Genomic DNA, 24,617 nt, shown 5'->3' with positions numbered 1-24,617 from the left:
TTAAAACCTCCTTGTTTGTTTGCCCGGTTTTGGCAAAATAAAATGAGTAGTTGGGTGTGTTATCGATGGATCGGCAAATGTCGGCACAACGCTGACGGAGTTTGAAGGTTCGACTTCATTATAGTCAACGATTTGAATGGCCTCCAACGGACATTTTTCCACACAGATTGGCAATTGTCCCACATCCAAGCGGTCATAACACATACTGCATTTATCCATCTTTTTCTTCACAGGATTAAACTGCGGCACACCATATGGACAGGCCTTGCCGCACATTTGGCAGCCAATACACATGTTTTGATCATGAACAACAATCCCATCTTCACGCTTCGTATAGGCACCTACTGGACAAGCCTTTTTACAAGCCGGCTCATCACAGTGGTTACAAGCCGTGGAAACAAAGGCACGGACAGGCGTTCCAACAAGCTCCTCCGGCAACTCTGTTACCCTGCGCCTTCGCATGTTTGGTTCAAGCTGATAAAAGCTTTTACACGAAATTTCACAAGCGTGGCAGCCGATACAACGCTCAATATTTACTAAAAATCCCAGCTTTTTCGCCATCGTAGCTCCTCCTTATGCTTTCTCAATGTTTACAAAGTTATCGTGAAAGGCGATTCCACGCTGCCCTTTTTTATATTCACCCATATCTTCTGCCAAGGCCTTAACGGTAAAATTCTCGGTGTAATTAACACCCTTCCACCAGCCCTCATACATGACAACCGTATCAGCCGGCACCATCTTTGTTATTTTTGCCGGAAGCGTCATATAGCCGGTTTCATTGATAATCTTTACGATGTCTCCATCCTTAATCGACCTTGTCTTTGCTAAATCTGGATGTATTTCAATGAACGGATGATCCTGAATCGCCATAAGCCAGTCCTGATGCTGAAATTGGCTATGAATGCCAAATTTCCAGTGTGGTGACATACAACGGATTGGATATTCCTTTGGTGCCTTGTACTCTTCGGTAAAAACAGGTAATGGATGATGTCCGTACTGGGCAGCCTTTTTAGAATAAAATTCATACTTGCCAGATGGGGTTCTAAATTTTAAATCGTTCCAAGCAACAGTTATGCTTTCGTTCGCTTTTGCAGTACCGCCGTTTTTCCGAAGATCGTCCCAGCTTTTTACACCGAACAACGCCTTAATATCATTATTCAATTCCTTCTCAACCCATTCAAGCGGGTCACCTGAGACAGGGAATGTACATGAACCTGGTTCTATTTGATTTAACTTTTTCGATAAACCCATCGCAATTTCTAAATCACTCTTCGTTTCATAAAGTGGTTTAATCGCTTGTTCATTGACATTCATCCAATAGTGCCAGTAGCTGACATTAATCCCAACAGATTCAAACGGGGTTGTCACCGGTAGAACAATATCTGAATACTCAACCGTCTGATTCATATATAAATCAGCGGTTACGACTAAATCCATTTGATCAAATGCCTTTTTGACAACTGTAGGTTCTGGATCTTGAGCCAATGGGTTTCGGCAGGCAATCCACATCATCTTAATTGGCGGCTCATTCGCAGCCAACACCTGTGCTCCAAAGTTGTTCATGTTGACGAAGCGATCTTCTTCACCACCGCTGCCTTCAGGAGCACCGAAGCTCATCGTATGATAATTAAATCCCCATGTTTCGCCGCCAATATAATTGACACCGCCGCCTTTTTTGCCAATATTGCCTGTAATCGCAGCTAGGGCATCTATCGCTCGCACCATCGCCCCACCGTTCACATGACGCTGCATCCCAAAGCCAATCCAAATATTGGCCGGCTTTGCCGTTGCGTATTCTCGAGCAATACGTTCGATGACAGGCTTTGGCACACCTGTTTTTTCTGCAGCCCAATCAAGTGTAATATTCTTTTTCACATATGCGAAAAATTCATTAAAACCAATGGAATTCTGATTCACCCACTCTTTGTCATATAATTGATTGTCAAGGATGTAGCGAATCATCCCAAGGGCGAGCGCGCCGTCCGTACTTGCTTTCACTTGAATATACTCATCCGCTTTCGAAGCTGTTTGTGTTATAAGCGGATCAATCACGACCAGCTTTGTCCCGTTCTCTTTTGCCTCTTCAATAAAATACATCGAGTGTGCAGAAGTCCAGGACGGATTGGCACCCCAAAGAATAATATAATCGGCGTCAAGAAATTGTTCCGGATCATTGTTATAGGCAACTCCCATATCAAAGCCTTGTGCGTCAGAGCCCGCAGGATCACATGGTGTTCCTTGCGCACGTGTTGTATAGCCGATACTTGAAAGCATCCCTTCGGTTGCATAGTTTAAAATATTGAAGTTCCCCGAATATTTATTTAAACAAATCGGCAACGTACTGCCGTATTCCTTTTTTATCTCAAGGATTTTTTTCGCAATAATCGTGTAAGCTTCATCCCAGCTAATGCGTTCCCAGTTTCCTGATCCCCGGCCTTTTTGCCGCATCGGATATTTAATCCGGTCTGGTGAATAAACAACTCGTGGATAGGTGTTCCCTTTCACACAAAGGCGCCCTTTCGTATAGGTGTTCTTCTCATTTCCGGTAATAAAGGTGATTCTGCCGTCCTCCACTGTAGTTAAAATGGAACACGTATCATAGCAATTTCGTGGACAAGCATTATAGAACTGCTCAACTTTTCCATTTGTTTTGGCAGCCGCCTTTGGAATTAACCCTTTCGGCGCCTGTGTGCCTGCTGCTCCTAAACCTAATAATGCACTTAATGAAACTGAACCTTTAATAAAAGTCCGCCTTGAAATCGTTTCATTCAACATTATAGACCCTCGCCTTCTATCAAACTTTTTTCTAGCAATATAAATCCTTTTAACATATAGCCAAACGCTAAGGTAATCAGACTTTGACTATGTTCCTCGATTCGAGCGCAATGTTGATCGACCCATTTTAGTAAGTGTTTTTCCAAAAATAAATGTAGAGCTTCCTTCTTTTTTTCAGAGCTTAATAAATGAAGGATAAATTCTAATTCGAACTGGATATGATCGTCTGGTAGTCCGCCTTCATTGGCTACCTGCAGTCCTTCATAATAATAGAAGTTCCGAACTTTCAATGTTTCTGCCTGCATTACGGTACCTTCGAAGTTTTGATAGCTTGACTCAAAAGGAGAAGCCAATAATTTATTGGGTCCGACAAACAAGCGGTTAAAATCATATTCAAACGGTTCGAGCGTTTGGGTTGTCATGTTCTGTAGCTGAAGGACTGCTTTTCTTCCCCAGTCATTTGATTGTAGTGCCGGCTGGCATTCAAGTATTTCTAATAGTTTTCCCCATTCTGCAGCAGGAAGTTTTAATAAATCCCCCCTGTAGTAATGCAGGAATAGTTGATACATAAACATCCGTTCTTCTAGGCATGAATGTTTTATTTCAGAATGGTTCATCTTATTTGCCCTCTTTATTGGAGATGACTTCCTGCTTCAGCTTTTCGAATTCCTGCTTTTCTTCGTTTGTTAGTTTCATCTCTTCTTTCACGACAGGATTTGCTTCTCCCAAATAATCTTCATTTGGTACCGATTGAATTTTATCTTTAATATCCTCATTACCCTGCTGCTGACAGCCAAGCAGTAACCCCGCGACTACCACATTCATAAGGAGGAAAAGGACTATTTTCTTCATCGTGTTAACTCCCTTCAGGATTATACATAAAGCTTATCATGTTAAATGGTGAGCAAATGTATAAGTCTCTACAGTCTTTCGGAATGGATGGTGTAAAAAGAATTAATCAGGAATATTTGTCACAGTTTGCTCAAATTTTCACAATGAATTGGACACATTTCCAATCATCGGGGCAAATAAGTGAAAAAAGTATGAATATCTATCTAAATAGCAAACAGGATTTGTCTGTTTTGCCCTCAGATAGCCTCATTCATACTTTTTCTAGAGTTTCGCTATATTTACTTGCAGGTCATTTAAAGCATTCCCTTTTCCGCCTGTTATGAATTCCCCCATATCAGCAGGTGTAAAGGCAAGCAGCTTATTAATAAGCGGATGATTCGGATGGATCACTAAGGTATGGTGATTTACCTCTTCAGAGTACCTGGCACGGATCATAATTTCCCCATTTTCATTAAATATCCTTATCAAGGAACCTGCACGAATCCCTTTTTCCTTGGCAAGCGATGGATGAAGATAGATAGATGGCTCTTTATTTATTTGCTTATAGGATGGTAAGTTTTGAAATTGAGAATTGATCCGAAAAGGTTCATGGTTTAATAGCAAGGTAAAAGGATAATTTTCACTTTTTCTATTATCTAACAATGCCATACCAAACGGAGAAAGCTGATTTTCACTCGCCTGTTGTGAAAAAAGTTCAATTTTTCCCGAAGGAGTTTTAAACTCTAACGCTTCCCATGCTGTTTTCGGGACATCGACTCTTCGCGGACCTTTTAGTAATTCACGCCAATCCCCTATCTGGAGTGATTGATAAAACTCATCCGTGAATTCCTGTTCAATAAATTCCTCATCCGTAAAATCACTTGGAAAGGCACTAAAATCCGCCTCGAATTCATTTAACCTTTTGGATAACATCCGGGCAATTTCAAGCTCGCTCTTACTTTCAAAATAGGGCGGAATAGCCGGCTGATTTATACTAATCCAATGGTGCCAATAACTTGCGACAAGATCCCACTCTTCAAATTGAGTTGTCGCAGGCAAAACAATATCAGAGTATTGGGCAGTTTCCGTTAAAAAATGTTCAACTGTCACAATCAGTTCCATTGATTGAAGGGCTTTCTTTAGCTGCTGAATATTCGCACTCTGTGTGATTAAATTTCTACAGGTAATCCAAAGAAATTTAACAGGGGGATCTTGCTGCATTTGCAAATCATTTGCGAAATTATTGAAATCTAAAGCTCGAACGCCAGCTGCCTTTTGGTTATCACTTGGTAAATGGTTCAAAATATTATAGGTGAACTTCCAGGTAGTCCGTTGTCCGAACTGAACTCCACTCCCCTTGCGCCCAATATTCCCCGTGATTGCTGCAAGAGCATTGACTGCACGAATATTTTGACCGCCATTTTGATGGCGCTGCATTCCAAAACCTAGCCAAATATAGGCGGGTTTATTTCTTCCAAGCCTTTCCGCTATGAATTGAATCGCTTCTATCGTTTGTCCGCATTGCTGTAATGCTTCCTCCATTGAAAGTGGTTGAATATATTCCTGTAATTCACCCCAGCCATTCGTATGTGCCGTAAGAAATTCAGCATCATATAAGTTATGTTCAAGGATATATTTCGCCACGGCAAGCGCTATGGCCCCATCACTCCCGGGTTTGATTTGGATAAAGGTATCTGACTTTTTCGCTGTCTCCGTATAGACGGGATCGATTGTAATGACCTTTGCCCCCCGTTTTTGGGCTTCATAAATATAATTCATCGCATGAATCGATGTCCAAACTGGATTAATCCCCCAAAGAATGATCGTTTCCGCATGAAGGATATCTTCCATATCGGATGTTTGGTGTTCTCCATAATCATAATAAATTGCATCCATCCCTGGCGCCCAGCATGGATTGCCAACGGCTCTTGAAGTTCTTCCTAACCCGTTGAAGAACCCTTCCATGGCATGGTGCAGTACTCCCATGTTCCCTGAATATTTATTGAGCGCTAAAGACAAATGGGAATCATACCGATGGTAAAGCTCTATCACTTTTCCCGCGATGGTGTCGATCGCTTCTGTCCAGGAAATTCGCTGCCATTGCCCGCTGCCGCGCGGGTACTGCCTCATTGGATATTTCAAACGATCTAGATGATAGACATTGTTGATATAATTATAGCCTTTCGCACATAACAAACCTTTTGTATAGCCGTGCTTCGGATCACCTGTAACCTTAATTAGGCGTCTGTTTTTCGTATATCCAAGCATGCTGCAAGAGCTATAGCAATTGCGTGGACATACATGGCGAGTAATCGAATAGGTTTGGTCCAACATGCCTCCTCCTTATCCTTGTCGAAATTGTTCTAAACTTGTTGAATTTATCTTCAATTCCTTTTAAAGAAACATATATACTAAGTATATAGGGAAAAACCAGATGTGAAAGGCAAAAAGGTGATCATTTTATGAAACAGCTAGGATTTCTTGTCCATACTGAAAAATGTTTAGGTTGTCGTTCTTGTGAATTTTCCTGTAAAAACGAACACGGACTTGAGGGGTCCTTCAGGAGAAAAATCCATTCATTCGAAGATGAAGAAAATAAAAAGGGTCATAGTTTTCACCATTTTTCCATGGCTTGTAATCACTGTGAAAACCCGGCATGTATGGCTGCTTGTCCAGAGGGTGCCATTAAGAAGAAGCCTAATGGAGTTGTCATAATTGATAAGGTGAAATGTTCTGGGTGTGGGAAATGTGAAACAACCTGCCCTTTTGATGCCATAAAAATGAACCCGCTAACAGCGAAGGCGGATAAATGCGATATGTGTTATGAGCGGCAACTGCAAGGGAAACCTACAATATGTGTGTCTGCGTGTCCGGTCAAAGCCCTTGAAATCATTGACATTAACGACCCACAAAGTAGCCATTATGATAAAGCGATTTATGGATTTGAAATGAAAAAGATGACGAATCCATCAATACGATTTCACAAGAAAAAAGAAGATATCCAGCAATTTTGGTGTAGATAAAAAGGAGACTTCAACGTTATGCTCACCTTTCAAGAAATGATAAGCGCCTCCCCCTTTCATCACGCCGAAATTATTGGCGGTTGGGAAGGGAATGTTCGGCAATTTACCAGCATGCAACATAATTCAATCCGGCTAGAGGAACCTTCACTAGTCCTACTTCCAAAATCAGCAAGCACCGTCATCCAGCTGCATGAATACCTTTCTGTTTCATATGTCCAAGGAATTCTTATATATGGAAATGATGACCTATTTATCCCACCTGCCGCTAGTGACGCCGCTGACAGTTATAAAAAACCGGTCTTACTGATAAAAGATACGAACCCTGACAGTATCATCCAAAAGTTTGCTGACCTAAAGCAGCTTAAAACATCGGGCCTCTTCCACTATGTTTGGGAACGATCTACCAGCTTTTGGCTGCAATTGATAAATGACAGTGGTTTGGCAGGGGTACTCCGTCGTCTTCGGCTTATTCTAGGTCAAGAAATCCTATTAGTAAATGAGGAGTTACAGATTTTTTCATTAGATGAAGGAGCTTGGACGAGTGTCCATGAGCCATTTTTAAAATCCATTGCCAATCAGCATGGACCAAACAATCAAGAAACCTTTTCATTATTAAAAAGTGGGGCCGATGATTATCTTCTTTTTCAGTTACATTCTGGAGAAAAGCATTTTGGATATCTCCTGTTTCAAGAACAGCCCGGGATGATGATTGACATTTGTATCGAACAAATCACCCATGCCCTTCCAGCAATTGTTACATATTTAATGAAGGAAGAGGCTGTTTTGGAGGCACATCGTTCCTATAAACAGCATTTCCTTTATAATCTTCTCTATAATAATCTAGAATCTGAGCAGGGGTTAATCTCACAGGGGAAGCAATGGGGCTGGGACTTCACCATACCTACCCAACTAATGGTGATGAGATTAAATGCCAAATCAGACATTGCAAAATTTACAATCGATATCGAAGCGATTATCCGGAAAATCCGCTCTCTCGTTTCTTCTGCTTTCCTACAGGCAATCACCTTCCCTATTCAGGGCAATATTGTCATCATTGTTTTTGATGACCGTGACAATACGCCTAAAAAACGGAAAGAGTTCATGATTTCCTTGGCAAATAAAATTCAAAAGGAGATCGAATTTTCCCAGCCAAACATGGAATGCCACATTGGCTTAGGGCGGCATTACCCGTCTAATATGGAGTTGTTTCGCAGCTTCTATGAAGCAAAGGTTGCACTGGAGTTGGGAAAGTATGAAACCAAAAAAAGTTCCGTTCGGCATTTCGAGGATATTGGAATCGCAAGACTTCTTTCTAATATTCATAATGACTTACTGCATGAATACTATGAAGAAACGTTGGGGGAACTCATACTAATAGATGAAGCAAATGATGATTTTTACCTTGAAACATTGGAAGTATTTTATTATAACAATGGTGATATTAATCAAACGGCTGAACATCTCTATATTCATCCAAACACCCTAAGGAAGCGGTTAAAAAAGCTTGAATCGATCTTAAATATTGATTTTAATCAGCTTGATGACATGCTAAAAATATTCGTCGCCATTAAAATTATGAAAATGCTAAAATAAACGGATAAAGCTAAAGCGGAGAGGAGCTCACTCCTAATGAGTAGAAAAATTATTGCCTATAACTTTGTCTTAACTGAGGCCCTTGAACAATTAGATGACAGATTTGAAGTAGATTTTTTTGAAGGAATTGACCCAAAAACAGATCTAGCTTTTTTAAAGGCCCTCCAAGAGGCGGAAGGCATTGTCGGCCTAGCACTCCCGGTAGATAAAGCATTACTGGACAGGGCTCCAAATTTAAAAATTGTTGCTAATAACTCAACAGGTTATAATAACCTCTCGATTGAAGAGATGACAAAGCGCGGCGTTATGGGGACACATACCCCGGGAGTTCTAGAAGATACAACAGCGGATGCCATCTTCGGCATACTCCTTGCGGCGGCAAGGCGCATTCCCGAGCTCGATCACTTTGTGAAGGCGGGGAATTGGAAGCAGCATTTAACCATCGAACAATATGCAGTCGATGTTCACCATAAAACATTAGGTATCATTGGCATGGGAAAAATCGGTTCAACCATCGCTAAACGCGGGCATTTCGGCTTTGATATGAAGATTTTGTACCACAATCGCACTCGGAACCCAGAGACCGAGGAAAAATATCATGCTTCATACTGTGACCTTGATACATTGTTAAAGGAATCCGATTTTGTTTGCTTAATGACCCCGCTGACACCTGAAACAGAGAATTTAATCGGCGAACGAGAATTTAAATTGATGAAAAAATCCTGTATTTTTGTCAATGGCTCGCGTGGAAAAACCGTTGATGAAAGAGCACTGATTGAGGCATTAAGAAATAAAGAAATTCATGGTGCTGCCTTAGACGTTTACCAAACAGAGCCAGTAAGGGCGGACCATCCCCTACTCCAGTTTGCTAATGTGGTGACAACACCGCATATCGGGTCATCAACCTATGAAACCGAACTAAAAATGGCCAAGCTTGCAGTCGAGAATCTGCATGCTGGATTAACTGGTAAACGTCCTAAAAATTTGATTAATCCTGATGTGTTGAACTAGTTGTTACTATTTAAAACGAATCAGTATTTTCAAATAGGACAAAGTAAATATGAGCAATTTTTTTCTATTGCTCAAAAAACTTCGGCGGGAGTGATGGATCATGGCTAGAAACAAACTTTTAGTTCCGGGTGCAGGCAGTGTTCTGGATCAAATGAAAGAAGAAATTGCGGGCGAGTTTGGAGTTCAGCTTGGTGCTGATACGACCGCACGAGCAAACGGTGCAGTTGGCGGTGAAATGACAAAACGGCTTGTCGCTTTAGCTGAACAATCATTACGAAATCAACAAGGTCAATAACCTGCGATTTCCGAATCAGGGTGTCCCAATATTGGGGCTCCCTTTTTCGTTTAATACTATACAATTCCCTCTTTATTAAGGTTTAATAAAAATAAAGGCGATTTTTAAAGGAGATAACATGAACAAAAAAACAGCAATCGTTACTGGGTCCTCGAGCGGCTTTGGTTTGTTGTGCGTCATTGAACTGGCATTGAAGGGCTTTACGGTGATTGCGACAATGAGAGATAGTAATAAAGCTAAAGCATTACTAGAACGCGCGAACGAAAACAATGTGGCTGAATTCATTCATATTCAACCACTCGACGTCACATCGGCTGATTCAATTAATAACTTTGAAACGATTCTATCTGACTATCCATCTGTAGATGTGCTGGTAAACAATGCAGGTTTTGCCCAGGGAGGTTTTAGCGAGGAGCTTTCACTAGAAGATTACCGGCAGCAATTTGAAACCAACTTCTTTGGTGTGATTGCTGTGACCAATGCAGTCCTTCCTTTTATGAGAGTTAGAAATCAAGGCAGGATTATCAACATGGGCAGCATTAGCGGGAGATTCGGATTCCCGGGTTTATCTGCTTATACATCATCCAAGCATGCTCTAGAAGGGTATAGCGAAAGCTTAAGACTTGAGCTCAAACCTTTTGGGATTGATGTATCGATAATCGAACCGGGGTCGTATCAAACCAATATTTGGTCTAGCGTTGACCAGATGGAAATCCGTACTGATTCACCCTACAAATCCTATATGGAGAGTATGTTAAAAGAAATGGAAACCGGAAAAGCAGAACATGGCAATCCCATGGAGGTTGCTAAACTAGTAGCTCAAATTGCCTCACAGCAGAAAAATCCAGCCCTTAGATATTCGATTGGTAAAGGTGTAAAGAAAAATCTGTTGCTAAAAACCATCCTGCCCTGGAAAACCATTGAAGCTGTAATAATAAAAAAGCTAAAGCAATAACCTGTAATCGCGGAAGTCAAAAAAGGAAACCCTCTTTCTATTTTACCTTTTCAAATGATCACAACACTTTAGAGGTAAAATTACCCATAATAGAGAAAATGTTGTATGATAAATAGGTATCATCCCATAGGTGGATTCTAACTGTAGAAATCAGAATCTTTCTATTTATTAAAAAGAATCTGGGAGGTTTAAAATGCTAAGTCAATCTTTAATTGAAGACGTACTGACAGCAGCTTTATCAACGGGTGGGGATTTTTCGGAGATTTTCGTCGAGGATCGTTTTACGAATAACTTTACCTTGCAGAGCGGAAAAATTGAAACCTGCCTTTCCGGGCGTGATTTTGGGATTGGCATCCGTGTTTTTAAAGGATTGCAAAGCGTCTACGCCTATACAACCGATCACAGTAAAGAAGGTCTTCTGAAAGCAGCTAAAAATGCGGCACAGGCGATTAGCGGGAATTCAATCATTCAGCTGGCCCCTTTTGTTCACGAGTCAGTCGAAAACATCCATCCTATCCATCTCAACCCGCAAGAGGTCGATAAATCCCGCAAGGCATCGATCATGAAAAATGCTTATGATTCGGCAAAAAACTACCATTCTAGTATTTCACAGGTTACTGTCCGTTACATGGATGAAGAGCAAAATGTCCTGATTGCCAATTCGGAAGGGAAATTTGCCGAAGACAAACGAGTGCGTTCAAGGCTGGCGATTCAGGCAGTAGCAGTGCGTGATAATCAAATGGAAACAGGTTTTCATGGACCGGGCGCCCATCAAGGCTTTGAATTTTTCGAGAATTTAAATATCGACCATTTTGCGAATGAAGCAGCCCGAATTGCTGTGACGATGTTAGACGCAAGCCCTTGTCCAAGTGGGAAATTCCCTGTGATTATCGATAATGATTTCGGCGGCGTTATTTTTCATGAAGCCTGTGGCCATGGATTAGAGGCAACCGCTGTTGCGAAAAACAACTCTGTGTTTGCGAACCGCATTGGTGAAAAGGTTGCACCGTCCATTGTTACATATATCGATGACGGCACGATTCAAAATGAATGGGGTTCCAACAATATTGATGATGAAGGTGAAAAGACGCGCAAAAATGTTCTCATTGAAAATGGTATTCTCAAAGGCTATTTAATTGATAAATTTAATTCAAGACGAATGGGCATGGAATCGACTGGTTCGGGAAGAAGACAATCCTTCCGCTATGCGCCGACCTCGAGGATGACAAATACGTATATTGCCCCAGGAACATCAACTCCTGAAGAAATCATTGCCAATACCGAACATGGTATTTATACCAAATATATGGGCGGCGGTCAGGTTAACCCATCTACAGGTGATTATAACTTTGCGGTTATGGAAGCGTATGAGGTGAAAAACGGAAAGCTCGGTAAGCCATTAAAAGGTGCCACCTTAATCGGAAATGGACCTAAAACCTTGCAGCTTGTAGATATGGTCGGAAATAATTTAGGGCATGGCGCTGGAATGTGCGGTTCGCTAAGTGGAAGTATTCCGGTTAACGTCGGACAGCCAATGATCCGTGTCAGCGAAATTACCGTCGGTGGGACAAAGGGGGAATAAGTGCATGAATATACAGGAATTTCAAGCGAACCTATTTAGTGCGGCACTAGCCAGCGGTTTTACGGATGTTGAAATGTATTATGAAAAGAAAGAAGTATTTGGCTGCCAAATATTCAAAGGGGAAATTGATCAATATGAAATTGCCGAGGACGGCGGCATTTCCTTCCGCGGGATATTTAATGGAAAAATGGGCTATGCCTATACCGAAAAAATCGACGATGCCTCCATCCCCTTCTTGTTGGATAACGCGAAAGAAAACACGTTGATCATAAATGATGAAGATAGAGAAGAAATCTTTGCCGGCAGCAGTCACTATGAGCAAGGAAACTTTTTCTCTACTGCCTTATATGAAGTAACCATCCCTGAAAAAATACAATTTATTAAAGATGTGGAACGAGAACTACTTGCATTAGATACAAGAATTGTTGCGACAGACTATTGCATGATTCGAACAGAAACGGTTTCGCGATCTCTTTCAAATAATAAAGGTTTGTCATTAACGGATGGAATGAATTATTTGTATGTCATCGTGGAAGCGATTGTTAAGGACGGGGACGAAACAAAAACATCATTTGAATTTACAGTGTCTAAAGACTTCCATAACTTAAATGCAAAGGAAATCGCCAAAAAAGCTGCTGAAGAAGCACTTTCTCAATTAGGTTCAAAGAATATCGTTAGCAAGGACTATCCGGTTCTTTTAAGAAATGATGCCGCAGCAAATCTATTGGCAACATACTCGCCAAATTTTTCAGCGGAAAATACACAAGCAGGGATTTCATCTTTAAAAGATAAGCTCGGAACACAGATAGCCAATCATAAGATTACCATTGTTGATGATCCATTCCTTGAAGATGGCCTTGCTAGCAGGACGTTTGACAGTGAAGGAGTTGCAACTAAGAAACTTACATTAGTAGAGTCAGGTGTGCTGCAATCCTTACTTCACAATCAAAAAACAGCAAAAAAAGAGCAGGCTGAAACTACTGGCCATGCCCATAAGGATTCCTATAAAAGTGCTGTCAAGGTCGGTCCATCTAACCTATATATTGAACCTTCCGATCTCTCCTTTGAAGATTTGCTCGCTACCATGGACGAAGGTATTTTGATTACAAGTCTATCTGGTTTGCATTCAGGCGCCAACACAGTCTCAGGTGACTTTTCAATTGCCGCAAATGGGTTCTATGTTGCAGATGGAAAGGTACAATACCCAGTTAATTTAATGACCATTGCAGGTAACTTTTATCAATTATTGCAGCATGTCGAGGAAATTGGCTCTGATTTAACATTCCCGCTTTCACCGATCGGCTCCCCTTCGGTTTTAGTTAAATCGTTGTCGGTTACAGTAGAGTAATAGCGCTTTTTGTGGTGGGGATCCAACTGGATTCCTACTATATTTGATTCAACCTAAAGTAACACATTAAACTCGTTTTTAATATCCTGAACAAGTTGCTCAACTAAACCTTCTTGATAGCCCGCTTTTTGCCGCATTTTAAGGACATTCACTACTTCAAGAAGTTCAGGTGCAGTTATTGACTCCAATTTAGAAAGCCTGCCAGAAATATCCTCATCTGAAATGGTTTTATCATAGGATTCAACATCCATCCTCCAACAAGTTACATGACCCTGATAACGATCGAAAAGCCGCTGTGCCATCGATACCCCTTCCGGATCTAGGTCACCCGAATAGTAAAGGTGACAGCCCGCTTCCACTAATAACTCCAACAATATCCAGCTCGCAGCCCGAAATTGCCCGTGGGTGCAGATTACAGGAGCATCAGCAACCTCATCAACAATCGTCGAACAAACACTTGAATTTTCAACAATCCAAACCTTTTTTCCTGCAGCGGGCCAGATTCTTTTTATTTTCAGTAATTCCTTAAGCGGAACGTTTAGAACTGTGTCAGTTTCAGCTGCGGCTTTCCAAACAGGATGAATCCCCATTTCACCTTCCGCAAGTAATCCGCGGCAGGAAACAAAACTCCACAAATCATCCCTCATCAAACCATACAAACCTAGCAAATCATTTAGATCCTCTGTTGTTTTCGGCATTCCCGGTACGCGTCGCCCCTTAAGCTGTTGATCTACCTGCAGGCAATTGACGAGCAATTTCCCAGTTAGTTGATTATTATCGAAAATATGTGGATTTCCCGTTGTTCGTTGGGCAAACAGCGGCAGTCTTTCATACTTATTCTCCTTACAGGGAAGATCTTGATATGCTTTAAAAACGGTGATGAATTTTTCCATTAAACCAACCGCATCCTGCTTATAAAGCGACCAAATCCACCGGGAATCCGGCGGTTTCGACTCAATCCAGTCCCACCACCAACTTCCCTCAGGACATATAAAAGATAACTCTTGTAAAAACCTCTTTTCTTTCTCTTCTTCAATGCCACTTTCCTCATGTTTAGTAAGTATCGACTCCCCGAGCACTTCTTCAAGCAATTCAATAAGGGAATACTCTGCAAAACCGGTCAACGGTAATTCTTTTTCAAAAGAAAGTAATGAAACCTTCCCTTTTTCAAGGAGCGCTTCAACAGACTGTCCCAAAAAGCCGGCAATTGATTCCACCTCATCATAGGAAAAGCCATCCAAACTCACCATGCCGCCGATTCTCCCGATTGAACGGTATTTTTCTTTAAATAGGGTAAACAATTTAACAAAACCTGGTTCGTCCCTAAACACCTGTACTTTGTCAATCATGTGTCACTAGCTCCTCAACGTGCTCATCGTCCACCACAAAGGTGCGCTGTTTCCCGTCCCATTGATAGCGAATCACAGTAACAAAGTCGGCATTCTTTGGCCGTACTAACTCGCAAATTGATAGACTTGAAATGGTGTCATAATCTCCCCATAAGGCTTGTGAGTTCATTATATAGTTAAAGCCAAGCTGTTCCACCACTTCAAACATGTCACGGATATTATTCTCATCGACCCCGGCAAAGGCCTCATCGAGTGAAATGATATACGGCGCCATCTCTCCTGCTTCTTTATATCTTGAATAGGCCGCCGTAAACAACGGAATATACATCGCCATTGCCTTCTCGCCGCCGCTAAATTTAAAGAAGGCATTGTTCGTCAATTCTCGTTTCGGTTCATTTACACGTTTAAATGAAAGAACAAAAGTGAACCACTTCCGATAATCCAACACTTCTTTTAACACTTGATGAAGCGTCGATCCTTCATTCCGTAACTGAATTAATTCCTTCGCTTTTCCTATTCTCGATTGGAAGTGTTTTGTAATCCGATTTAAATCATCCTCGTTCAAAAACTTACTATTCCGCTGCAAAAGCTTAACCAAGTCTTTTGTATCCAATTCTTGTTCCGATTCGGCCGTTAATGGTTTCCATGCAATCGAGAACGTTAATCCAGATGAATTATCACGGCTTTCCATGATTTTGTCCATCTCACTCACCCATTTTTCGGCACGTTTGATTCGATTTCGTAAGATTACTCCAACTGTATTGACGATAATATCCTCATAGAGTTGGCGGTCTTGTTCATCAAGCCAACCTTTTTGGTCTTCTAACTCTTTTTCCAGTGATGTGAACACAAAATACGGACTGACACGCTGGCCTTTATATTCCATTAGAATTAAACGGCGGCTTTGAAGCTGATTCCATTCATTCATAAATGGTTCATAGTATTCGCCCCATTCCTTCGAAAACCACTCTGGACGCTCGGTCTCTTCCGGGTATTCAAACATCCTGTACTCCGTTAAAAATATCTGTTCATTGATGAACGTCTTTGTTAGCTGTTCATTTAGCTTCGAACGGTCATATTTTCCTAAAATGGATTCCAGCTGTTTAACGATTTTAACAGGATCCATTTCAACAACTTCTACAAAACCACGGGCGATATCCGCTCTCACCATCTGTTCCCATTCGTCCGCCATATTTGACCAGAATTCCGCACTTGTTTTAGCTGCTGCTAATTCATTTTGACAGGTTTCTTGTTTTGCTTTCTTCTGAGGAATGGTTTCAAGTAGATGATTGATGCCTTCTGTTGCTTCCCTTAGCTCCTGCTGCACTTGTTGAATCCGAAGTCTTACTTCCTCGATCCCTTTTAGCTTCAGCTGTTGCTCAATTGACTCAATTTCAGCCTTTTCTTTCCGCAACTGTGATTCCTTGACATTTTGATCCCCTTTAAGATCGTCCAGTTCCGTTTCCATTTCAAATAAGCGATGAGTTAAATCCTCTATTCTTTTCCGGGCAAATAAACATTTTTGAAAAAGATCTTTAAAGCTATAGAGTTGATCACGATAGTTTTTAGCTGAGATTAATGCTTGCCCTAAGACTTCTTTAGTTAAAGAAAGATTTAGCTGGCGGCCTTCTTGATGGAGCTGTATTTTAATCACTTGGAGGTGACCGTGTACTTGCTTCCACTGTTCATCCAGCTGAAAAAGAACCTTTTTTTGCTCCTCCAATTGATGGCCGGTCTTTTCAATCTGAACATTCAAGTCATTAAGTTCCTGATCTGTTGGCATGGTCTGCTTCCATTGTGCTGCTTGGAGGAGATTCTCTTCGTATTGACTGAGTTGCACCTTTAGCTCCTCTAACTCTAATTGGAGTTGCTCAATGGTTTCCTGACATTCTTTGATTTTCTCTTGCTGGTATCGTTTGCGGGATGAGCGGCCGATATATTTAGACGGCCCTTCATTTGGTGCATGCCCCACTAAACAACCAAGTGAATATGATCCATCGACATCCACATGAAAACCTGCCCCTTCCTGTTCAAGGGAGATGCTCCGTAATATTTCATCAACAAGTTTGTTTGAAATAAGACTGTCTGCCTCTAAATCCGGACGCAAATAATCTGCTAACGTATATCCGAGTAATTGCGGCTCAGGACGAATTACCCGATCATGGGTTGGGGCAAGGGCATTTTCAGTGATCAAGCTGTCCAATATGCCCGTTTGTTTTAACGCAGATTCAATCCGCTCTTTCTGTTCTTCGGTCACATCATCTTGGAACTCAACGGCCGCATAAAACGGAATAAATGCCTGCCCGTCTTCTAGCAGCTGCAAGCGAAATGCCTCTGTATCCTTAGCACGATCCGGGTTTGGCATTTTTAATGTCTTCCAGTGATGCAATTCTGCTCGTGCTGCTTCCAATTCGTGCTTTTTATCTTCTATTTTTGTCTCCATGAGCTTTTTCTTCGTACTGATATCGGTAATATAATCATTAACCACAGCAAGGAGTTTTTCCCTCACTTGCTCGTACCGATTTTCTTCATATAAACCTTCGATTGATCGGGCGATTTCTTGGCGTCTTTCATTTGAAAAAATAAGCTTTGGATGCTGCTCAATCCAAGTAAATACCTGATGCTCCAACCTTTGCTTCTCTTCCGTAAACCAATCGGCTAAATGATCGAGATTCTTGCGGATTGCATCTACCTCTTTCTTTTTCTCAGAGGATTGCCGTTGGAGCCGGTTATGCTCTTCTGACAGACGATTTTCCTCATCAGCTAATTGATTTAAATTCGCAAGTAATTGTTCATGACTGCCAATCTCACCAATCCAGATGGAAAAATCAAACTCCTCCTCCTGATGACGTTCGAAATCATGGACGTTAACCTCATGCTCTGAAAAAGCAGCCTCTTCCGCATCAAATTGCAGCTCCCCTAATAAATCTTCCATGCCGCTTTCATGCTGCCTTATCTGGTTTTGACTCTGCTCCCGCTCCTGCCATAGACGATTGTACTGACTGTTTTTGTGGTCCCATTTCTTTTGTAAGGAATTTATTTCACTACTTAAAGATTTTGTATTTTCTATTTTCTTACGCTTATCCTCTTCCAGATTCCAAACCTCATGGCGCTCCAACCGCTTTTTTTCTTCTAAGGCAATTTCTTGCTGCTGGGCAAATTGCTGCTTCTGTTCCTCTTCTTGTTTAATTTCTTGAGTCAATTCTTCGTCTTGGGCTGTTAAACCTTTTACATGTTCCTCAGCAACAGTGTACCTTTTTAAGGCATCCTGCCACTTCCCTGCCCGTTCGGCCAAAATATATTGATTATAGGAATGATACTGGTTAACCAGCCTGCTGCTAGAGGCAAATTCCCGTTCCAACTGTTCGAGCTGCTGCTGGGTTTGATCCATACTTTCAATGGTATCAGATAGATGCCTTAACTCATCATCGGTCAAAGGAGGCAAGGCCGACTCTAATATTTCATAAATCACTGTCGGTTTAAAATCCTTCGAAAGTTTAGGACTTCGTAATTGGATTAAAAGCTTGATCAAGTCTTCATAAGCTTCATTTGATTGGAAACCAAAAATATATTTATTCACCAGCTCCATATATTCGCGCTGGGTATGAACAACATAGCCGCCCTCTCCGATCCGATTTTCCAGTTCCTTTGCGGAAAAAGGAACTCGGTCTCCTAGTTGCGAATGTGCAAGTTCAAAATCATATCCAATTCTGCGATTATCGGTAATCACAAAATACCAAGACTTAATTCCTTTATGCCGCTTGGCTTGCATCCCGATCCCAGTTGTAATGTATCGCTCTACGCCGGCCTTTTTATATTCGATAAAAAGATACCCTGTACGCTCATCACGATCGACCACCTCTTTTTCCCCGAGTAAATAATCTTCCATTCTGCGGGCTTTAGATCCAAATGGATCGAGTCGGTCAGGTGATTTTTTCCCGTCTAACAAAACAGGCAGGAAGCTTTGCATGGTTACAGATTTCCCGGAGCCGTTCGTTCCCCTAAGCAGTAGCTTTCCATCCGAGAAAGGAAAAATTTCATCATCGTAATACCAAAAATTCAATAACCCCGCACGGTTCATCACCCATTTTGCCTCTGTCATCATTCTGTTCCTCCTGTTTGAAAATCACTCGGATATTCCCCCGTCATGACCCCTGTTAATGACTTAATCCGAATAAGAGAAGTTTCTGAATCCACTTCCGCCATCATCCAATCCTTCATGGCACGAAGCAGTTCCGTTCGAATTCCTTTTGTACTCATATCGCGAAAATACTTTGCCCAGCCTGTTCCAAATTGCTGCCGTAAATCATCCACAACTTGTTCAAACTCACCTTCCGTCATCAGTATTTCACCATTTTCGTTTGCTTTGAAGCGCTCAGGCTCCCCATGAATGTACTTTGACAACTGAAGGATAATGTCAGTGGATGCCTTGGAATTAGGAAAAACCTGTTGATATTGCCTTGGCTCCGCAATCGATAAAAATGCCGTATTTTTATAGACATGGAGTTTATACTCACTGTGCTTTTCAATATCTTCTGCTAAGCGGTTACGATAGTTCCGGATATAGAGAAAATCAGGATCCTGTTGATCTAGCCGATGCAAACCAGGTGAAAAGAACAGCTTGCGGTACACCCGCTTCCTACGTTCATCCTCTTGGTTCAATTTCCAATCTTCTTTTAGTAACTCGCTCCAGTGCTGATAGCTCGAAAAATCATCTGGATATGTTCTCATGAAATATCGACTATAGGTGCTAGCTTCATATAAAACTTCCTGCTCTTCATTTTGATCGAAGCGGCCGATATCCCCATCAATGGTTCGTATGAGCTGAAATTCCATCAAAACTTTTACAGCTCTTATCAATGATTTCCGGTGGGTATAGAGCGTCCAATCAAGCGGAAAATCTCCAGGATAATCGGCTTGAATCTCTTGACATAGTTCGGAAAGCAAAAACTGTTCATCCACTGCTTTCCCCTCTAAAAAGGCAAGTGCGCAGCAAAAAATCGCATAGTCCATTGGCTCTTGGAAATCTTGGATGCCCATCCAGCCTTCCGGTTCAACAGGAATTTTTTCCAGTTTAATAAAATGTTGATGAACAATTAGCCGCAGGCCGAACTTTTCATCAAGATAGCGGCGCAATACCTTCTCCCGCTCACGAATCAGCTGATACCATTCAGGTTGTTCGGCACGTAAGATCCAGTAATGATGAAACAAGATGTCCATTCCTTGGATTGCCTTTTCATCGAATAATTGCGTTTGTTCCATTATCATCACCTAGTCTCCTCAAACAAGAATGTCGCATCAGGCATTAGTAAATTGCCATCCTCAGCTTGTAAGGTAATAGTTTTCTCATAATCAAGCATTACCTTTACGTGAAGCCCGTAATCAGTCTTGACCATGCGATTTTTGGCCGCCATTGATTTCCCAATCCAGCTTAACAAAACCTTGCGGATGAATGGTTCAACTGTCGAGAGTGCTGAAAGCGTAATTTTACCTTGGGTCATATATTTTTCGATTAACTTTTTCTCTTGTTCTCTTTCCTTTAAATAGAGTTCTCGCTGCTCTTTTTTCTTCTGTTCATTCGAGTTAAACGATCCCGGTTTTGTTTTTTCACGGTAGCGGACCGTTCTCGGTTTTATCGTTAATTCAGTCGGTGCCTCATCCCATGTATCGACATGAAGGTTTTCAGTGGTCGCTTCCTCAAGCTGGAGATGTTGAATCGTCATCGAGCCGAATACAACTGCTGAAAGTTTATGAGCTTCCTCACTATCCCTGCATTCAACAAACCATTTTGATAATTGCAGATAGTCCTTTTTTCGGCTGCGAAAATGCTGCTGCCTTTCACCGATGCGCTGAACGTATCTTGTCATCCGGCGAATCATTTCATTGGTCTGCCACTGAAGGATATCTAGTTCACTTTGCTGAACAGCCGACCCTAAAAACCACTGCCGTAATGAAAACCAATATTCCTCATATTCAGTAAGCCAATCGTTTGTAGATGACGAAACATCCTCAAGACGGGGAATTGCCCCGCGATGCTCGATTAATTTTTGAAAAAAATGCTGTAACCGTTCCAAGGTTAATTCTGATAATGAATGCTGGATTTGCAGCGATGTTTTTTGCAAGGATACAATAAAATCTCGCAAATATGTTGTAAACTGATTTTTATAGACTAGAAATGCCTCTGTTTGCATTCGTTGATCGGTTTGTTCACTATTAATATAAGCAATATAATCAGCAGTGCTGGTACGAATCGTTTGAAAATAGCGAAATACGTCCTCCCAAATCCGCATATATTCTTCTGCCGATTTGTTTAGGTCATTCTCTAGTTCATTTTGAAGGCTGGTTATTGCTTGGAAAAGGCGATCAAATTGGGAGCGTTCTAACGACCCTTGGAACGTATCTCCTAATTTTTCTAGTTGCACAATCATTCTCTCAATCTCAACCGTGTAGGGTGTACATTGATAACGGAACCGTTTCTTTTTATATTCTTCAATTGTTTTTGCGTTTGTCATATCCTGCCTGGCAATTAAATTATTCCATTTTACAAGCTGCGCTAATTGCTGGTGGAGCTGGTCCTCTTGAAAGTCCGCGAAGGCAGGTATCGAACGCATATGTTCCAATAACTCTTCCGGTGCAATAAAATCTCTCATTCTTTCGTGCTGGTGATAAAAATAGCGAAGAATCGTTCGATAGTGTGCCGCGGAGTCGGCTGTTAAATAACTGGCCTCTATTATTTTTTTCATTGTTGAATCCATGGATCATCATCCTATTTTTTGTCTATTATTCCCATTGTATAATATTGAACTAAGGATTCCTATACTTACGTTTTTCCATTTAAACATTGACATCGAATGGTTTTAAATTTATTGTAATCTTGGTCTGTAATTAAACTGATTGGTGAAATTCTTTTTAAAGGCTTTCAGTTTTTCGAAATACTTCAGGCAAAGAATTAAATTTTTTACAAAAAGTAAAGGAACCCAAAGATGAAGACAAATAATATTAAACAACACCCGCTGTTATCGTTTGAATTTGCCGATTCGCACGGCAACGTAAAACCGCTTACATTTCAATATCCAATCCAGGTGATAATGGCGGATACAATCGAGGATGTCCTGCCATGCTTTCAACTTGTCCAGGATGCGGTAGATAACGGTTATTACGCTGCTGGTTTTTTATCATACGAAAGTGCACCCGCCTTCGATTCTGCTTATCTAGTCAAAGACAAGAGTTCAATGCCGCTGCTATGGTTTGGAATCTTTTCGGAACCGCTCCATCAACCGCTCAGCAGTAATGGTACGTATACACATACCGAATGGAACCCTTCTGTTAGTACAGATGAATACGATAAATCGATTCTTTCGATAAAACAAGCGATTGAATCTGGCGATACCTACCAGACAAACTATACGATTCGACTGAACGCTCACTTCCAAGGGGACGATATCGCTTATTTCGAGAAATTAAAGAGAGCTCAAGCTTCCGATTATTGTGCCTACATCAACACAGGTGAGCATAGTATTTTGTCCGCATCCCCTGAACTGTTTTTTCATTTAGAGGGTGACAATATTACTACTCGACCGATGAAAGGGACAACGAAAAGAGGAAAAACCCTTGCAGAGGATGAAGAAAACGCCAACTGGCTCTATCATTCTGAAAAAAACCGTGCTGAAAATCTCATGATTGTTGATCTGCTGCGCAATGACTTAGGTATGATCGCTGAACCTGGTACGGTTTCCGTTCCAAAGCTTTTTGAAATTGAACATTATCCTACCGTTCATCAAATGACTTCGACCATTACAGCTAGCGTTTCAGCCAATACGAAACTCGTAGATATTTTTAAAGCCCTATTCCCTTGCGGCTCGATTACGGGTGCTCCAAAAATCAGCACGATGAACATTATTGCTGATTTAGAAACGTCAGCGCGTAATGTCTATTGTGGGGCGGTTGGTTTTATTACACCGAATAAGGAAGCTATTTTTAATGTACCAATCAGAACAGTATTGATTGACCACCATTCTGGGGAAGCCACCTATGGTGTTGGCGGTGGGATTACCTGGGATTCGACTACTGAAGGTGAATATGACGAAATACTTGCAAAAGCAAGATTACTCGAAGAAAACAGACCGACGTTTCAATTGCTGGAAAGCTTATTACTAGACAACGGTACCTATTTCTTATTAGAAGAACATCTCAATCGCTTGAAAAATTCCGCCCAATACTTTGGTTTTCCATGCGATTTGGTGGATATCAACAAGACTTTACAAGAGTTTACGAGAAAAAATAAAGCTGGAAAGTTAAAAGTTCGGCTCCTTTTGGCAAATGACGGGGAAATTATCATTGAAGGAAACCCGATTACATCACCTGAGGGTGTACTGAAGGTGATGCTTGCCGACGAACCGCTAAATAAAAACATCCTCTTTCTGTATCATAAAACGACCAATCGGAACGTTTACTCTTCCTTTCAAATTAAGAATTCTGATGATGTTTTCGATGTGCTTCTTTGGAATGAAGACGGTGAGTTGACTGAGTTTACCAATGGGAATCTTGTTTTAGAAATCGATGGATTATTGTGGACACCTCCCGTGATAAGCGGCTTATTAGCTGGAACATTTCGTGAAAAGTTACTTAAAACTGGGGAAATTCACGAGAAGATTTTAACCATTGGAGACCTACAAAAAAGCACAAAGATCTGGTTTATCAATAGTGTACGGAAATGGCTCGAAGTTCGATTGGATCATTAATAAAAGGTGCCTGACCCCCAGCGATACATCACTAGGGGTCAGGCACCTTTTTCTGGGGAATCTATCTCACCCTATTACTTTTCACCACAGGCTGAATAACCTTGGACTTAGAGTAATTAGATTCATCTTTCTTATACGCGTACCAATAAGCCATGGCAATAAATATGGTTCCACCAACTGCATTTCCTAAAAAAACAGGGATAAAATTATGAATGTACTCCAACCAAGTAAAATGTCCTGAAAATATGGCTGCAGGAATGACAAACATATTGGCAATAACGTGTTGAAAACCGATCGCGACAAATGCCATAGTTGGAAACCAGATACCTGTAATTTTCCCTGTCATATCGTCTGCTCCATATGAAAGCCACACAGCGGAAGCAACGAGCCAATTACAGCCAATTCCCGAAATAAACGCCTGGAGAAAAGAGGCGTCAAGTTTATGTTCGGCGATACTAATTGTTTTTTCCAAGTAAGGTACCGTTTCAGTAAGTCCAACCAGGTGTCCGAAAAAATAGGCGACAAACACTGCACCAAGAAAGTTACTGACGGTTACTAAAAACCAATTTTTGAAAACCTGTCCAGAAGTAACTCGTTTAGCCATCCTTGCCAGCGGAACAGCCATCATATTCCCGGTCAGAAGCTCTCCACCAGCTAGTAAGGTAAGAATTAGCCCGATTGGAAATACGGAGGCCCCTATCAGATTGCTTAACCCTTGTAAATTTCCAGATAAAGTTCCTGTTACTCGGATGAATAGTAAGTAACCTAAAGCTATAAATGCCCCCGCTTCGAAACCTAAAATCATGGTCTGTACTGCCGGATAATTTGTTTTTTTAACCCCATTTCCTATGGTGATTTCGATAATCTTTTCTGGTTTACTGTATCCCATATTGTGAACTCCTTAAAAAATAGTTTCTCTCATTTTGTGAAATACCTAACATACTCTTATTCTATAATAATTTTCCCCTTAAACTTGTGAATTTTTCTTTAACTATTTGAAAGCGCTTTCCGTATTTGTTTGCCAACGTAACTGCTGAAAATGCAAAAAAAAGCAGTGCATTTTGCCAAACGACTGCACTGCCTGTTACTTTTTTCAATTTATTTCGACCTTGAA

Annotated in this window: 19 protein-coding genes; 8 read left to right on the top strand and 11 right to left on the bottom strand. The window is 41.2% G+C overall.

Features of this window, described 5'->3' with window-relative positions; all coding sequences use genetic code 11:
* The 5 genes from AA980_RS21380 to AA980_RS21360 form a co-directional block, all read right to left on the bottom strand.
* Positions 1 to 561, bottom strand: coding sequence for a 4Fe-4S dicluster domain-containing protein (locus AA980_RS21380; protein WP_047771928.1), 561 nt, complete (start codon positions 559 to 561; stop codon positions 1 to 3).
* Positions 562 to 573: 12 nt separating this feature from the next.
* The gene (locus AA980_RS21375) at positions 574 to 2,775 is read right to left on the bottom strand and encodes a molybdopterin-dependent oxidoreductase (protein WP_024028034.1); all 2,202 of its coding nucleotides are present in this window, start codon (positions 2,773 to 2,775) and stop codon (positions 574 to 576) included.
* Positions 2,775 to 3,392, bottom strand: coding sequence for a TorD/DmsD family molecular chaperone (locus AA980_RS25925; protein ID WP_024028035.1), 618 nt, complete (start codon positions 3,390 to 3,392; stop codon positions 2,775 to 2,777). The genes AA980_RS21375 and AA980_RS25925 overlap by 1 nt, the downstream gene beginning before the upstream one ends.
* Position 3,393: 1 nt before the next feature.
* Positions 3,394 to 3,627, bottom strand: coding sequence for a hypothetical protein (locus AA980_RS21365; RefSeq protein ID WP_024028036.1), 234 nt, complete (start codon positions 3,625 to 3,627; stop codon positions 3,394 to 3,396).
* A gap of 261 nt (positions 3,628 to 3,888) precedes the next feature.
* A complete protein-coding gene (locus tag AA980_RS21360; RefSeq protein WP_034723829.1) occupies positions 3,889 to 5,940 on the bottom strand; it encodes a molybdopterin-dependent oxidoreductase in 2,052 nt (683 codons plus the stop codon).
* Positions 5,941 to 6,068: 128 nt separating this feature from the next.
* Here AA980_RS21360 and AA980_RS21355 point away from each other — a divergent pair, with 128 nt between their 5' ends.
* The 7 genes from AA980_RS21355 (at position 6,069) to AA980_RS21325 (ending at position 13,413) form a co-directional block, all read left to right on the top strand.
* On the top strand, positions 6,069 to 6,629 hold the full coding sequence (locus AA980_RS21355; RefSeq protein WP_024028038.1) for a 4Fe-4S dicluster domain-containing protein: 561 nt from the start codon (positions 6,069 to 6,071) through the stop codon (positions 6,627 to 6,629).
* Between the two features lie 18 nt (positions 6,630 to 6,647).
* Positions 6,648 to 8,222 (top strand): PucR family transcriptional regulator, encoded by a 1,575-nt coding sequence (locus tag AA980_RS21350; protein ID WP_024028039.1) that lies wholly within the window; start codon positions 6,648 to 6,650, stop codon positions 8,220 to 8,222.
* Positions 8,223 to 8,258: 36 nt separating this feature from the next.
* Entirely contained in the window at positions 8,259 to 9,233 is a 975-nt protein-coding gene (locus tag AA980_RS21345) for a 2-hydroxyacid dehydrogenase (protein ID WP_024028040.1), read from the top strand.
* A gap of 100 nt (positions 9,234 to 9,333) precedes the next feature.
* Complete coding sequence (locus tag AA980_RS21340; RefSeq protein WP_024028041.1) at positions 9,334 to 9,528, top strand: alpha/beta-type small acid-soluble spore protein; 195 nt, start codon at positions 9,334 to 9,336, stop codon at positions 9,526 to 9,528.
* Positions 9,529 to 9,646: 118 nt separating this feature from the next.
* Positions 9,647 to 10,483, top strand: a complete 837-nt coding sequence (locus AA980_RS21335) for an SDR family oxidoreductase (protein ID WP_024028042.1) — start codon at positions 9,647 to 9,649, stop codon at positions 10,481 to 10,483.
* A gap of 193 nt (positions 10,484 to 10,676) precedes the next feature.
* On the top strand, positions 10,677 to 12,065 hold the full coding sequence (locus AA980_RS21330) for a TldD/PmbA family protein (protein WP_024028043.1): 1,389 nt from the start codon (positions 10,677 to 10,679) through the stop codon (positions 12,063 to 12,065).
* Positions 12,066 to 12,069: 4 nt separating this feature from the next.
* Entirely contained in the window at positions 12,070 to 13,413 is a 1,344-nt protein-coding gene (locus AA980_RS21325) for a TldD/PmbA family protein (protein WP_024028044.1), read from the top strand.
* Between the two features lie 53 nt (positions 13,414 to 13,466).
* On the opposite strand, the gene AA980_RS21320 is transcribed toward AA980_RS21325, so the two are convergent.
* Genes AA980_RS21320 through AA980_RS21305 form a run of 4 tightly spaced genes read right to left on the bottom strand, consistent with a single transcriptional unit; the run spans position 13,467 to position 21,517 of the window.
* Entirely contained in the window at positions 13,467 to 14,762 is a 1,296-nt protein-coding gene (locus AA980_RS21320) for a TIGR02679 family protein (RefSeq protein WP_024028045.1), read from the bottom strand.
* A complete protein-coding gene (locus AA980_RS21315) occupies positions 14,755 to 18,864 on the bottom strand; it encodes a TIGR02680 family protein (protein WP_024028046.1) in 4,110 nt (1,369 codons plus the stop codon). The genes AA980_RS21320 and AA980_RS21315 overlap by 8 nt, the downstream gene beginning before the upstream one ends.
* On the bottom strand, positions 18,864 to 20,024 hold the full coding sequence (locus AA980_RS21310; RefSeq protein WP_034723868.1) for a TIGR02678 family protein: 1,161 nt from the start codon (positions 20,022 to 20,024) through the stop codon (positions 18,864 to 18,866). The genes AA980_RS21315 and AA980_RS21310 overlap by 1 nt, the downstream gene beginning before the upstream one ends.
* A gap of 5 nt (positions 20,025 to 20,029) precedes the next feature.
* A complete protein-coding gene (locus AA980_RS21305) occupies positions 20,030 to 21,517 on the bottom strand; it encodes a TIGR02677 family protein (protein WP_024028048.1) in 1,488 nt (495 codons plus the stop codon).
* Positions 21,518 to 21,745: 228 nt separating this feature from the next.
* Here AA980_RS21305 and pabB point away from each other — a divergent pair, with 228 nt between their 5' ends.
* Positions 21,746 to 23,503, top strand: coding sequence for an aminodeoxychorismate synthase component I (gene pabB, locus AA980_RS21300; RefSeq protein ID WP_024028049.1), 1,758 nt, complete (start codon positions 21,746 to 21,748; stop codon positions 23,501 to 23,503).
* A gap of 61 nt (positions 23,504 to 23,564) precedes the next feature.
* Here pabB and AA980_RS21295 read toward each other — a convergent pair whose 3' ends face one another.
* Both AA980_RS21295 and AA980_RS27355 read right to left on the bottom strand, forming a co-directional pair.
* The gene (locus AA980_RS21295; protein ID WP_024028050.1) at positions 23,565 to 24,392 is read right to left on the bottom strand and encodes a formate/nitrite transporter family protein; all 828 of its coding nucleotides are present in this window, start codon (positions 24,390 to 24,392) and stop codon (positions 23,565 to 23,567) included.
* Positions 24,393 to 24,453: 61 nt separating this feature from the next.
* Positions 24,454 to 24,600 (bottom strand): hypothetical protein, encoded by a 147-nt coding sequence (locus tag AA980_RS27355; protein ID WP_156351177.1) that lies wholly within the window; start codon positions 24,598 to 24,600, stop codon positions 24,454 to 24,456.
* Positions 24,601 to 24,617: the final 17 nt, after the last annotated feature.

This window comes from Neobacillus vireti (assembly GCF_001026695.1).
GTDB lineage: Bacteria > Bacillota > Bacilli > Bacillales > Cytobacillaceae > Neobacillus > Neobacillus vireti.
This window is presented reverse-complemented; position numbering and strand designations above follow the sequence as displayed.

Coding starts and splice junctions, on each gene's coding strand:
- AA980_RS21325 (WP_024028044.1), top strand. CDS start 12,070: ATGAATATACAGGAATTTCAAGCGAACCTATTTAGTGCGGCACTAGCC.
- AA980_RS21335 (WP_024028042.1), top strand. CDS start 9,647: ATGAACAAAAAAACAGCAATCGTTACTGGGTCCTCGAGCGGCTTTGGT.
- AA980_RS21345 (WP_024028040.1), top strand. CDS start 8,259: ATGAGTAGAAAAATTATTGCCTATAACTTTGTCTTAACTGAGGCCCTT.
- AA980_RS21355 (WP_024028038.1), top strand. CDS start 6,069: ATGAAACAGCTAGGATTTCTTGTCCATACTGAAAAATGTTTAGGTTGT.
- AA980_RS21310 (WP_034723868.1), bottom strand. CDS start 20,024: ATGGAACAAACGCAATTATTCGATGAAAAGGCAATCCAAGGAATGGAC.
- AA980_RS21320 (WP_024028045.1), bottom strand. CDS start 14,762: ATGATTGACAAAGTACAGGTGTTTAGGGACGAACCAGGTTTTGTTAAA.
- AA980_RS21350 (WP_024028039.1), top strand. CDS start 6,648: ATGCTCACCTTTCAAGAAATGATAAGCGCCTCCCCCTTTCATCACGCC.
- AA980_RS21305 (WP_024028048.1), bottom strand. CDS start 21,517: ATGGATTCAACAATGAAAAAAATAATAGAGGCCAGTTATTTAACAGCC.
- AA980_RS21360 (WP_034723829.1), bottom strand. CDS start 5,940: ATGTTGGACCAAACCTATTCGATTACTCGCCATGTATGTCCACGCAAT.
- AA980_RS21330 (WP_024028043.1), top strand. CDS start 10,677: ATGCTAAGTCAATCTTTAATTGAAGACGTACTGACAGCAGCTTTATCA.
- AA980_RS21315 (WP_024028046.1), bottom strand. CDS start 18,864: ATGACAGAGGCAAAATGGGTGATGAACCGTGCGGGGTTATTGAATTTT.
- AA980_RS21380 (WP_047771928.1), bottom strand. CDS start 561: ATGGCGAAAAAGCTGGGATTTTTAGTAAATATTGAGCGTTGTATCGGC.
- AA980_RS21375 (WP_024028034.1), bottom strand. CDS start 2,775: ATGTTGAATGAAACGATTTCAAGGCGGACTTTTATTAAAGGTTCAGTT.
- AA980_RS21340 (WP_024028041.1), top strand. CDS start 9,334: ATGGCTAGAAACAAACTTTTAGTTCCGGGTGCAGGCAGTGTTCTGGAT.
- AA980_RS25925 (WP_024028035.1), bottom strand. CDS start 3,392: ATGAACCATTCTGAAATAAAACATTCATGCCTAGAAGAACGGATGTTT.
- AA980_RS21365 (WP_024028036.1), bottom strand. CDS start 3,627: ATGAAGAAAATAGTCCTTTTCCTCCTTATGAATGTGGTAGTCGCGGGG.
- AA980_RS21295 (WP_024028050.1), bottom strand. CDS start 24,392: ATGGGATACAGTAAACCAGAAAAGATTATCGAAATCACCATAGGAAAT.
- pabB (WP_024028049.1), top strand. CDS start 21,746: ATGAAGACAAATAATATTAAACAACACCCGCTGTTATCGTTTGAATTT.